The sequence below is a fragment of the Coleofasciculus chthonoplastes PCC 7420 genome (assembly GCF_000155555.1).
In the GTDB taxonomy this organism is placed as follows: Bacteria; Cyanobacteriota; Cyanobacteriia; order Cyanobacteriales; family Coleofasciculaceae; genus Coleofasciculus; species Coleofasciculus chthonoplastes_A.
In genome coordinates, this window is sequence record NZ_DS989864.1 from 88,027 (window position 1) to 99,779 (window position 11,753).

The following is an 11,753-nucleotide window of genomic DNA, read 5'->3' on the forward strand; positions in this document are numbered from 1 at the left end:
AATTTACATATTTATAGGTTTTACTGTAAATGAATCAAGTTCCTTCTCTTTTTGTAAATGGCATTCCAAATCAAGTTCCTGAAACTGCCGCTGCGCTTTGTCGATCCAGACTTTTAAACGCCGTCACTAAGCTACTGGAAGAAACCGATATTGAGAATGTTCAGATTCTCGTAGGGACTAAATCTGAAATACAAAGAAACAGCCAAAAAATATCTGCTGAATCCAGCGATTATACGGATAAAAAATCTGACTACAATCTGTCCCCTGAAGAACGGGCAAAAAAATACAAAGCTAGCAAACCTTTATTTACATTCGAGCAATTAGTCGTTACCAAAGAAGTAGAAGAAGACTTGCTTTTAGCTGTTGACTTAATTCAGTTAGAGTCCAAAGTTTTCGATGAGTGGGGATTGCGGCAAATTGAACCTTTCCCTCGTACAGCACTCAACTTTCATGGTAAACCTGGAACCGGGAAAACCTTGGCAGCACACGCGATCGCCTCTAAAATTAACCGTCCTATCTTAGTTGCTAGTTATGCTCAAATTGAGAGTATGTATCATGGCGAAGGACCCAAAAATGTTGAGGCAATTTTTATGGCAGCCGAGCGAGAAAACGCCTTGCTGTTTATCGATGAAGCCGATTCCTTACTTTCCAAACGATTAACCAACGTCAATCAAGGTTCTGAACAAGCCATTAACTCCATGCGGAGTCAGTTACTTATCTGCTTAGAACGATTTCGCGGAGTTGTCATTTTTTCTACTAATTTGGTTCAAAATTATGATAAAGCATTTGAAACGCGAGTGCGCCATGTAAACTTTCCCATGCCAGATGAAATCTGTCGTCAAAAAATCTGGGGAAAACATCTTCCAGACAAAATGCCAAAAGCAAAGGATGTGTTAGTTGAAGAACTCGCTAAAGTGGATGATGTTTGCGGTCGCGATATTAAAAATGCTGTAATTGACGCGGCTATGAGAGTTGCACGCCAGGGAAAAAAACAGATCGAATTAGACGATTTTTTTAAGTCTATCGAAGGTATTAAAAAATCCCGGATTAATGTTGATTCAGAATTCAAAAGTTTGACTCCAGAAGAAAACAAGCAAATCTCTGAAAAAGTCAAAGCAGCTATAGCCAGGGAAGGAAATTGTGATGAGGAATGACGAAGAAGAAATTAAGCGAAAGATCCTTGTCGCCTTGCAAAAACACCAACAACCTAATTTTTTTAGCAAAAAAAGGTTAATATTTTCAACGATTGCTAGTTTCCTGATTGTGACAGGCTATGGACTATTTAAATTGTTTACCCCTCAAGAAAAAATTGAAAGTAATACGATTAAAAAGACTTCGGCATTTTATTTCCCCATGAGTTTTTGTGGTGATATCAGTGCAGGTGGAACGAATAAATGGTATCGTGTTTATGTGAATTATACTGACTCAAATTTACGAAGAATTCGCAAGTATTACTGCTGTGATGCTTATGTTAATGCTGCTAATCAAATCATAGTAGCCTCGTTCTACAACCGATCAAAGGCGAATAAATTTGTAACGGAACTTAAAAGTCGCGGTTTCAATGCCCGTAGAGGAACGGGTACAGTAGTGACTACTACTCGAACTAGGAATGTTAACCATTGCAAATAGCATCCTTTAATACAACCCAGACTATTGGCGTGACACACCTTCATTAGTGGATTAGCATTGTAGGGGCGCACCGACGTGCGCCCGATTTAACCATAAATCTATAGCTTCTACTTAACACGAATGTCATTGACTTGCTGTCATAACGTTTGAGGCACAAATTCAACCCAATGCTTGGCGATCGCACCCCTGACGTTTCCAGAAGGCAAAATAGTAGATACAACGCAACAGGAGGCAGACATGACACTCAATGAACTCTTGCCAGCCATTTATCAACTCAACCCTACCGACAAGCAAAAACTGTTCGAGCTTCTCGATCGCGAACTTCACCCAACCCCCCACACACCCGCCCCAGAACTCCAACCCGAAAACTTTGAAAACGAAGGTCAGTGGCTCATCGCAGTCTTTGAGCGACACTTCAGCCAGATCGAATCCAACGAAATTCCCATCGAGCCACGGGAACCCATCCGAGTTGACGAAACCCTGTTTGGCGAACCATGAAAATCATTCTCGACACCAACGTGATTTCGGAACTCATTCAGCCGAGGGGTTCGAGTGTCATCCGCCAATGGTTAGCCAGCCAAAACGGTGCATCACTGTACACAACCAGCATTACCCAAGCCGAAATTCTGTACGGTATTCAAATTCTCCCAGAAGGACAGCGACGACAGAAATTGCTCGACGGAGCATTGATCGTCTTTGAGGATTACTTGCCAGAGCGAATTTTAGCATTCGATCAAAAAGCCGCTGAACTTTATTCCCAAATAGCAGCTTACCGCAAACAAATCGGTCGCCCCATTTCACAATTTGATGCACAAATTGCAGCCATTTGCCGAGTTCACCAGGCAACATTAGCGACCCGCAACATACGCGACTTTTTGGATTGTGGTATTGATTTGGTTAATCCGTGGGAAGCAGAGCGATGAACTGCTTTCCTCTCTGAGATGTGGGTGGGGGCAAGAAACCGGGTTTCTGCGCTAGATTTCGGTGAGGATGCAGAGATTGTTATAGAAACCTTGGTAGTCAGCGCTATAGTGTTTATGGCGCTAAAGCGCAACTACAAACTTAACACGAACTTAAATTAAGGCGTGGGACATTCACTTATTCAACACTGTGGTTAAATGCCTGAAATTGCTCCTGAGTAATTCGCCCCGCTTGATACAGGGTTTGGGTAATTTCTGAAATCGTTAACACGGAATGTGCCTGATAACCATTGTCCCTCAATCTATCTTTTACCCCCCCTTCGTGATCAATAAATACGACAATATCCTGCACATTTAATCCCCCTGTCTCCAACTTCGCTGCCCCTTCCATCACACTCTTCCCACTAATCAAAATATCATCCACCACTACTACCGTTTCCCCTGGCTCAAAGTGACCCTCAATCACTCGTCGCGTTCCATGGGCTTTCACCTCTTTACGGGGAAAAATCATCGGGTGATGTAGACGCAGGGATAATCCAGTTGCGGTGGGTAATGACCCATAAGGAATCCCGGCAATCCGGTCAAAGGTTAAATCTTGCAGAATCTCGGCATAAGCACTCAGCATTAGATGGAAAAGTTGGGGATTGGAGATAACTTTTCGCAAATCAATATAGTAGGGAAAAACGGCTCCCGATGCTTGGACAAATTCGCCAAATAAAATACAACCCATGTCATACAGTTGAAGAATTAAATCTTGATGGGGATGTTGTTCGAGAAAACAGACATCAGGCATCCATAACTCACAAGTCGAACCCTGTTGAATCTTTTGCCTTCTTGCCTGATTAATCTCCTCTCGCAGAGGTTGTATCGCGGCGGCGGGTTCTTCTGTGGCTAACATATCCTGGGGAACTGGTATTAATAACCCCTCACCATTGGCATTTAACCCAGCCGCTAAAATTTGGGTCAGTTCAGCACCTCCCTCCGCCCAGATACTCCGGGCTAAAATTAAGCGTTCTGGGGCAATTGCCCGAATTTTTGCCAATACGTCGGGAGAGGTTGTGCCAACTTCTAGGGCTAAATCTTCGGGTGCGCCCCAGGTTTTGGCTTCCTTCACCACTTGCAAATAAAGGGGGGTTTGGGGTTGGGGATACTGCTGGATAGCGACAGCAGCCGGATTGGAGGTGCAGCAGAGAATAAAGACGGCTTTACCGGGATAAATTAAAAAGGGTGCAACGTGGTCTTGTCCAGAATAAGGACTCAGCGTAACCGCATCCACCCGCGATCGCGTAAAAATGGTTTCGGCAAAGACGGTGCTAGTGTTTAAGTCACCATGTTTGGCATCTAAAATAATCGGGATGGAGTCAGGAATCGCTGCGAGTGTCTGTTCTAATAAATTGAGTCCCGGTGCGCCCAACGCCTTGTAAAAGCCATAGGTGGGCTTATAGGCGCAGACTAAATCGGCGGTTTGCTGGATAATTACGTGCAGCCAATCTTTTAACCCATCCATCAGATCACCGGAATATTCTCCGGTGGAGTAACGCTTGGGCATCATTTCTGGGTTAGGATCGAGTCCAACTACCAGTAAACTTTGATTGTGGGCGATCGCATGATTGAGTTTCTCAAAAAAGCTCATTGGACTTTGCCCTTGGCGGGTAGGGAATAGGTCTTCATCACATACTCCAATAATCCCTCGCAAGCATCGAGGAGTAAATCAATCACTTGGTTAAATCCCTCTGGACCCCCATAATAAGGATCAGGAACGTCTCGTATCCGATGACGAGTGGCAAAATCACACATTAATCGCACTTTATCCCCATACTTCCCCGTCGCATCTAGGAACAGAATGTCGCGTAAATTCTCCCGATCCATCGCCAAAATCAGGTCAAACGCTTCAAAATCAGGAACTTGAAACTGTCGGGCTTTCCCTTTAAGGATGATTCCCCGCTGGCTGGCGGCGAGAGTCATGCGTTCATCGGGAGGAGAACCAATATGATAATCACCTGTCCCCGCCGAGTCGCAGACAATGCTCTCCTGAAGTCCCGCTTGTTCAATTAAGTGATTCATAATGTTCTCGGCGGAGGGAGAACGGCAGATATTACCAAGGCAGACAAAGAGTAGCTTGCAGGGCATCGGTATAATGGATAGTTCTGTACAACTATGGATTTTAACCCGCGCTCAGATGTAACCCTCACATTTTAATGTCAGTCTGATGACCCGATCCGTGTTAAGTTTAGCAACGCAGCCGCCTGATTCTGTGATGATTTGAGGAAAGTATTTGATGTTCAAGTCGCGCCGCCGTCGCACCTACCGTAAGCGCCGCCGCCCCTTCCCATTGCTCACGATCATTTTGGCGATTCCGATTGTCTTGATTCTCCTAGAATTGTCCACTCGGCTGTTGGTGGGTGTCATGGGCAAAACCGCTGAATTAGCCGCTTACGAGGGTGAACCAGCGATCGTGAATGTTTACCGCCTCAAGTTTTTGAATGACAATAACGAGCCTTACGAGGGGTTATCTGAACAGGGGCGACTCGCCGCCCACCGGAGTCTCGCTGTAGGCTATCAGTTAGTTGGCGACCAAACCAGCAATTTTTGGCAGATTAATCGCCAAGGGTTCCGCGACACTGAACCTGTTCCTGTAGACAAACCCAACAATGAATTTCGGATTTTTTTACTGGGAGGATCGACGGCGTTTGGTCAATGGAATCCCAGTAATCAAGCCACGATTGCAGCTCAACTGGAAGCGCGTCTGAAGGAACGGGTTGCTCAACAGCAGCGTTCTCCGGAGAAATATAGACCGACAGATCTGCCCTTCTATAAACCGGATTTAGAAAAGGCGTTGGCGTTGCCTCCTAAGATTAAAGATGGTCAATATCGGGTGATTAATGCGGCTGTACCGGGGTATGCATCAGGGAATGAATTGGCTCAGTTAGCGTTGCAGATTTTGCCCTATCAACCGGATGCGATCGTGGTTTTGGATGGATACATGGACTTGCTCCTACCGAGCGATCGCATGGCAACGGACATTCCCCATATTGAAACCTTTCTTAGTAATGCCTCTGGGCATTTTTGGACGCACCTCTCCCAAGAGTTAACCTCTGTGGTGACAAATACCTATCTGATTAAAGCCATCCAATACTGGATAGTACGTCCCCAACCCTCGGTGAGTCGGCTGAGTTTAGCGGCATTGAATGGTACAGCCCACCTAGCTAACTATCTTCCTGTTAACTCAGAGGAACTGCAAGAACGAGTTACCCGTTATCGCGATCGCCACAAGCAAATGATTCGCTTAGTAACTGGGGCAAGAATTCCTTTAATTATCGCCATACAACCCGAAATTACGGGTCGTGGGGGTAACCAACAGATTTCACTCAGAGAGCAGGAAATTTTGGTTGAATTAGGAGCAGATTATCAGACACGAATCCAAGATGGCTATGTGGCTTTAGCCAAATCACTGGATCAGCTTCAAAGCTGGTATCCCGAAAATGTAAAAACGCTGAACTTCTACGATGTTTATAACGATTTTTCTGATCGGGCGTTTTGGGATGCCATTCATTTGACCGAGGAAGCCAACCGCATCTTATCTGAGCGCTTATACCAAACGCTGACGGCTTCATCTGAGCTGCAAGTGCCACCGTCTCGACCTATACCTTAGTTTGAGGAGAATCAAATGAGCTTTGCCGAATCCCGCCGTGATACCGTTCCCGTTGAACTTCCCAATGGGGCGATCGCGAAATTTGAGGTAACAACGACAGGGCGAGAGGATGTCAGCTTTGACGCCAAGCAGTTTCAGCCTGTTGCTGATGCGATCGAGGGGGTAGTACAGATGGTCGCCGCCCCCCTGAAAAAAGCCAGACCCAAGAAGGCTACGGTAAAATTTGGGATGGAAATGGCGATCGAGGCGGGACAATTGACGGCGGTGATTGTCAAAGGATCGGGGAAAGCCAATCTGGAAATCACGTTGGAATGGGAAGCCCAGCCGAAACCGTAAACCATGAGTCGCGTCGAGAATCTGTTGCAACAATGCACGGTGAAGCTCTCCCTTCCGGGTCGCATGGGTTGGGGAACAGGCTTTTTTGTGGCTCCAGAATGGATTCTCACCTGCGCTCATGTGGTGAAAAAGGCAGAAGGGGAACCGGTTCAGGTACGCTGGCAAACCCAGGAGAATTGGTCACAGGCGGTAGTGGAGGAATTGCGCCCTGATCCGTATGATTTAGCGCTGTTGCGGGTGAGGCTTCCGACTGATGATTATCCGCCTTGTGTGTATTTGGATGGGGCGATTCAATCCCGCGATCTGCTCTATCTATTTGGTTATCCGGATCAAGAGTTTGACAATGGTTGTCCGGTGACGTTTAACTGTGAAGGTGTAACCGGGGATGAGCCAGGATTAATTAAGTTTAAATTGGGACAAGTGCGTCCAGGGATGAGTGGCGCACCGTTGCTGAATCAGCGAACGGGTAAGGTTTGTGGGATGGTTAAGTTTACCCGCGATCGCTCGTTTGATTTGGGGGGTGGTGCTGTACCCACTACCGCGATTTTGCAGCAGTTCCCCCAATTGCAAGAGTTACAGCAGCAGTTTCATCAACGCGATCGGCGCTGGCGGGATTTGGTTCTCAAGCCGTCTGACATTGATTTTCAGCCCTATTTAACGGCAGTTACTACCAAATATGAGAAGTGGTGGCAGCTTTACACCTTAACTGATGCTGAAAGCAAACAACGGCAGTCTGAAGATGTGACACCGATTTTTGACTTCGGGTTGATGGTGCAGATGGTGAAAAAGGAGGAGCCAGAACAGCGACAGGAAGAGAAAGAGCGAGAACAGCGACAGAAAGAGAAGGTTGAGCGATTTTCAGTGCTGGAAGGGCTGCGGAAGTATGCCCAGGAGCAGGTTTTGTTAGTCGGGCGCCCCGGATCAGGAAAGTCTACGGCGTTGGCACGGTTACTGTTGGAAGAGGCGACAACTGTCCTGAACTCCAGTCCCTCTGGCAATTCTGATACTGCTGGCGAATTGGAAAAACCTAACCCCCCAGCCCCCTTCCCTGCGAGGGAAGGGGGAGCCTCTAAGCCCCTCCCCGTGGCGGGGAGGGGTTTGGGGAGGGGTCAAACCCCTCAGTTAGTGACCAGCAGTATCAATTCTGGGAGAGGGGAGTCAACCCTAATTCCGGTATTGGTGGAACTGCGTTACTGGCAAGGTTCAATTACCCAATTAATTCTCAATGCCTTTACTCGAAATGAACTCCCCTTAAGGGAGGCACAACTGGAAACCGTTTTGTCACGATCGCTAATCCTCTTTGATGGGGTGAATGAGTTACCGTCAGAGGAAGCGCGATCGCAGCTTTCTGATTTTCGCCGCAATCATCCCACAGTACCGATGATTTTCACCACACGGGATTTGAGCCTGGGGGGAGATCTGGGGATTGAGAAAAAGCTGGAAATGCAGCCGCTTACGGAAGCGCAAATGCAGGACTTTATCCGGGCATACTTGCCAGAACAAGCGAAGGAAATGCTGCACCAACTGGGTGATCGCTTACGAGAGTTTGGGAAAACGCCGTTGCTGCTGTGGATGCTATGTAGCTTGTTTCAGCAGACAAACGAAATTCCAGAGAATTTGGGGTTGGTGTTTCAGTTATTTACTCAGGGGTATGAGCGCAACCTGAAACAGGATGTGGTGATTGAGAGCGATCGCGACTGGTGGAAATCGGTGCTGCAACAGTTGGCGTGGGTAATGATGCAGGGAGAGACGCCAACGGAACTACGGGTAGGGATTCCACGGGAAGAAGCAGTACAGGCGATCGCGCAATTTCTCCATGGCAAGGTGGCGTATGGAGAGGATTTTGCCCGCAAATGTCTGCGGGATTTACAGAAGTATCATCTAATTCAGGCGGGAACAGGTAATCAGGAGTTAGAGTTTCGCCATCAACTGATTCAGGAATATTACGCAGCCGAGGCATTGTTGGCACGGTTGCCAACGTTGAGTGATGGTGTGCTGAAACGGGAGTATCTCAACTACCTAAAATGGACAGAACCAATCGCGTTGATGTTGGCACTGCTGGAGGATAGGCGGGCGGTGCAGTTGGTACAACTGGCATTGGCAGTGGATTGGCAGTTAGGAGCGCGGTTAGCAGGGGAAGTAAAGTTAGAGTTTCAGGAACAGACGGTTGGGTATGTGGAGGCGTTGGATGTACCCGCTTGGTTAAAAGTTCAGCATTTGCGGGAGACGCGATCGGATAGTGCCATTCCCGGTTTGCTTAAACTGGTGGAAGATTCGGATTATCATGTGCGTTGTAGTGCCGCCAATGCGTTAGGTTATATCGGTTCCGAGAGGGCGATTCCTGCCTTGCTCAAACTGGTGGAAGATTCTCATACTTATGTGCGGAGGAGAGCCGCCGATGCGTTAGGTTATATCGGTTCCGAGAGGGCAATTTCTGCCTTGCTTAAACTGGTGGAAGATTCGGATTATGGTGTACGTTGCAATGCCGCCAATGCGTTAGGTTATATCGGTTCCGAGAGGGCGATTACTGTCTTACTCAAACTGGTGGAAGATTCGGATTGCTCTGTGCGTAGTAGTGCCACCGATGCCTTAGGAAAAATTGGTTCTGAGAGAGCGATTACTGTTTTACTCAAACTGGTAAAACATTCTGACTCTTCTGTACGTTATAGAGCCGCTGAAGCCTTGAGTAATATCAGTTCACAGACAGCTATTTCTGCCTTTCTTGAACTAGCAAAAGACTCTGACTATTATGTGCGTTGGATGGCTACAATTTCCTTGGGTAAAATTGGTTCCGAGAGGGCAATTTCTGCATTGCTAAAACTGGTAAAAGATTCGGATTGTAATGTGCTTAAGAGTGCCGCCTATGCGTTAGTTAAAATCGATTCAGAGAGGGTAATTCCCACCTTACTCAAACTAGTAAAACATCCTGACTCTTTTGTGCGTAGTAGTGCCACAAATTCCTTAGTTAAAATCGGTTCTGAGAGGGCGACTATTGTCTTACTCAAACTGGTAGAAGATTCGGATTGCTCTGTGCGTAGTAGTGCGGCTGAATCCTTAGGTAATATCAGTTCACAGACAGCAATTACTGTCTTACTCAAACTGGTGGAAGATTCTAACTATTCTGTGCGTTGGAGCGCCGCTAAAGCCTTAGGTAATATCAGTTCACAGACAGCGATTACTGCCTTGCTCAAACTGGTAGAAGATTCTAACTATTCTGTGCGTAGGAGAGCCGCCGATGCCTTAGGTAAAATAGGTTCAAAGAGGGCAATTTGTGCATTGCTAAAACTGGTGGAAGATTCGGATTCTGATGTGCGTAGAAGTGCAGCTAAAGCCTTAGGTAATATCAGTTCACAGATGGCAATTCCTGGTTTGCTAAAACTGGTGGAAGATTCGGATTCTGATGTGCGTAGAAGTGCAGCTAAAGCCTTAGGTAAAATTGGTTCAGAGAAGGTAATTTTTGCGTTATTTAAACTGATAAAAGATTCGGATTCTGGTGTGCGTAGTAGTGCCGCCTATGCGTTAGGTAAAATTGGTTCAGAGAGGACAATTTCTGCATTGCTAAAACTGGTAGAATATTCGGATTATCATGTGCGTAGTAGTGCCGCCTATGCGTTAGGTAAAATTGGTTCAGAAACAGCGATTCCTAGTTTGCTAAAACGGCTGGAAGATTTGGATTCTTCTGTGCGTAGGAGTGCCGCAGAAGCCTTAGGTAAAATCGGTTCACAGGCGGCGATTCCTGCCTTGCTAAAACTGGTGGAAGATTCTGAGTATTGGGTGCATAGGAGTGCCACCGATGCCTTAGGTGAAATCGCCAAGAAAGACACCGAAGCCATCACTCAATACCTCCCCTATCTCCTCACCTTAATCCCAACTAATTCTGGTCAAGATGCCCTCAGCGTCATCCTCGCTATCCAAGAGAACTGCAAGTTCTATAACTACGAAATTTGGCAGGAAGCCCCATCTAGAGAGTGACGGGGTGACAGGGATATGTTAGGACATTCCCCTGTTTCCTTTTCACCCATAGTAGAGACGCGCCATGGCGCGTCTGGAACATAAATGATGTGTCCTAACCGCTATGGCGGTTGCTATAAAAATGTACAGACTCCAAAACCCAAGCCTCTACTCACCCTCACCGCATCTCCCCCTCTCCCCATCACCGTAATTATGGGTATTCAACCGGACATGATATTACGCCAAAGCTCTAGATGTAGGGTGCGTTAGCGAAGCGTAACGCACCTTAATCCATGTATAGGGTGTAGGTGCGTAAGTCCTGACTCAAAAACACGGCATTTGGAGTTCAGAACACGGAACGTGGAGTTCAGAACACGGAACGTGGAGTTCAGAACACGGAACGTGGAGTTCAGAACACGGAACGTGAAGTTCGGAACACGGAACGTGGAGTTCAGAACACGGAACGTGAAGTTCGGAACACGGAACGTGGAGTTTAGAACACAAAACGTGGAGTTCAGAACACAAAACGTGGAGTTCAGAACACAAAACGTGGAGTTCAGAACACAAAACGTGGAGTTCAGAACACAAAACGTGGAGTTCAGAACACGAAACGTGGAGTAAAAGACTCAAATGACCCAGTTTTGAGGAGCAACGGTGAGGATTCTTCTGGCATAGTCGTGCCTTCACGCTTGCGGATGCTTCGCTTTTTTTGCACGGGGGAGACCAGAATATGCTTCGCTTTTGTTGCACGGGAGAAGGAAAACCGGATTCTCTTGCTTCCCTCTTGCTCCCCTCTCCCCGGTGTGGGAGAGGGGCTGGGGGTGAGGGGTTCAGCTTAAGTTGACACGGGTGGATATTATCGTGCCCTTCGATTAAGTAGGCATTGCCTTGATCAAAATAATGGTGCGTTACGGCGACATTTCCATTAACAGGATGATCAATATAATTGATTACGCCTAACGCACCCTACGGTTCTGACTAATTCGAGTGCCTAGTCCACCATTGTTGAGAGCGAATTGATTCGGTAGGGTCACGATATTATCGTGCCCTTCGATTAAGTGGGCATTGCCTTTATCAAAATAATGGTGCGTTACGGCGACATTTCCATTAACAGGATGAGCAATATGATTGATTACGCCTAACGCACCCTACGGTTCTACGGTTCTGTTCCTATCATGCCGCCTATGCCTTAGGTAAAATTGGTTCACACAGGGCAATTCCTGCGTTATTAGGGGTGTTTAACCGGATATGATATAAAATGATAG

9 protein-coding genes and 1 pseudogene are annotated in these 11,753 nt (G+C 46.8%); 8 read left to right on the forward strand and 2 right to left on the reverse strand.

Annotated features, from left to right (window positions below; genetic code table 11):
• Positions 1–29: 29 nt before the first annotated feature.
• The 4 genes from MC7420_RS26840 (at position 30) to MC7420_RS26855 (ending at position 2,552) form a co-directional block, all read left to right on the forward strand.
• A complete protein-coding gene (locus tag MC7420_RS26840) occupies positions 30–1,154 on the forward strand; it encodes an ATP-binding protein (protein ID WP_006104462.1) in 1,125 nt (374 codons plus the stop codon).
• Complete coding sequence (locus MC7420_RS35720; protein WP_006104497.1) at positions 1,144–1,629, forward strand: hypothetical protein; 486 nt, start codon at positions 1,144–1,146, stop codon at positions 1,627–1,629. Before MC7420_RS26840 ends, MC7420_RS35720 begins: the two co-directional genes overlap by 11 nt.
• Before the next feature lie 171 nt (positions 1,630–1,800).
• A complete protein-coding gene (locus MC7420_RS26850; protein ID WP_006104347.1) occupies positions 1,801–2,127 on the forward strand; it encodes a hypothetical protein in 327 nt (108 codons plus the stop codon).
• Entirely contained in the window at positions 2,124–2,552 is a 429-nt protein-coding gene (locus tag MC7420_RS26855) for a type II toxin-antitoxin system VapC family toxin (RefSeq protein ID WP_006104481.1), read from the forward strand. Before MC7420_RS26850 ends, MC7420_RS26855 begins: the two co-directional genes overlap by 4 nt.
• 175 nt (positions 2,553–2,727) lie before the next feature.
• Here MC7420_RS26855 and MC7420_RS26860 read toward each other — a convergent pair whose 3' ends face one another.
• Both MC7420_RS26860 and MC7420_RS26865 read right to left on the reverse strand, forming a co-directional pair.
• A complete protein-coding gene (locus tag MC7420_RS26860; protein WP_006104528.1) occupies positions 2,728–4,182 on the reverse strand; it encodes a bifunctional orotidine-5'-phosphate decarboxylase/orotate phosphoribosyltransferase in 1,455 nt (484 codons plus the stop codon).
• Positions 4,179–4,679, reverse strand: coding sequence for a low molecular weight protein-tyrosine-phosphatase (locus MC7420_RS26865; protein WP_044209952.1), 501 nt, complete (start codon positions 4,677–4,679; stop codon positions 4,179–4,181). Before MC7420_RS26865 ends, MC7420_RS26860 begins: the two co-directional genes overlap by 4 nt.
• Before the next feature lie 148 nt (positions 4,680–4,827).
• Between MC7420_RS26865 and MC7420_RS26870 the strand changes: the two genes are divergently transcribed.
• From MC7420_RS26870 to MC7420_RS44165, 4 genes and pseudogenes are all read left to right on the forward strand, one after another.
• On the forward strand, positions 4,828–6,201 hold the full coding sequence (locus MC7420_RS26870; protein WP_006104340.1) for an SGNH/GDSL hydrolase family protein: 1,374 nt from the start codon (positions 4,828–4,830) through the stop codon (positions 6,199–6,201).
• Between the two features lie 15 nt (positions 6,202–6,216).
• Positions 6,217–6,537 carry a CU044_2847 family protein gene (locus MC7420_RS26875; protein ID WP_006104460.1) on the forward strand — a complete coding sequence of 107 codons (321 nt, stop codon included), beginning with the start codon at positions 6,217–6,219 and terminating at the stop codon, positions 6,535–6,537.
• A gap of 3 nt (positions 6,538–6,540) precedes the next feature.
• On the forward strand, positions 6,541–10,509 hold the full coding sequence (locus tag MC7420_RS26880) for a HEAT repeat domain-containing protein (RefSeq protein WP_006104439.1): 3,969 nt from the start codon (positions 6,541–6,543) through the stop codon (positions 10,507–10,509).
• 1,153 nt (positions 10,510–11,662) lie between these two features.
• Positions 11,663–11,740 (forward strand): annotated as a pseudogene (locus MC7420_RS44165) (hypothetical protein); the annotation flags it as partial.
• Positions 11,741–11,753: the final 13 nt, after the last annotated feature.

What these genes read in the sequence shown, in the direction of transcription:
- MC7420_RS26840 (WP_006104462.1), top strand. Translation starts at nt 30, where the DNA reads ATGAATCAAGTTCCTTCTCTTTTTGTAAATGGCATTCCAAATCAAGTT.
- MC7420_RS35720 (WP_006104497.1), top strand. Translation starts at nt 1,144, where the DNA reads ATGAGGAATGACGAAGAAGAAATTAAGCGAAAGATCCTTGTCGCCTTG.
- MC7420_RS26855 (WP_006104481.1), top strand. Translation starts at nt 2,124, where the DNA reads ATGAAAATCATTCTCGACACCAACGTGATTTCGGAACTCATTCAGCCG.
- MC7420_RS26860 (WP_006104528.1), bottom strand. Translation starts at nt 4,182, where the DNA reads ATGAGCTTTTTTGAGAAACTCAATCATGCGATCGCCCACAATCAAAGT.
- MC7420_RS26865 (WP_044209952.1), bottom strand. Translation starts at nt 4,679, where the DNA reads ATGCCCTGCAAGCTACTCTTTGTCTGCCTTGGTAATATCTGCCGTTCT.
- MC7420_RS26870 (WP_006104340.1), top strand. Translation starts at nt 4,828, where the DNA reads ATGTTCAAGTCGCGCCGCCGTCGCACCTACCGTAAGCGCCGCCGCCCC.
- MC7420_RS26875 (WP_006104460.1), top strand. Translation starts at nt 6,217, where the DNA reads ATGAGCTTTGCCGAATCCCGCCGTGATACCGTTCCCGTTGAACTTCCC.
- MC7420_RS26880 (WP_006104439.1), top strand. Translation starts at nt 6,541, where the DNA reads ATGAGTCGCGTCGAGAATCTGTTGCAACAATGCACGGTGAAGCTCTCC.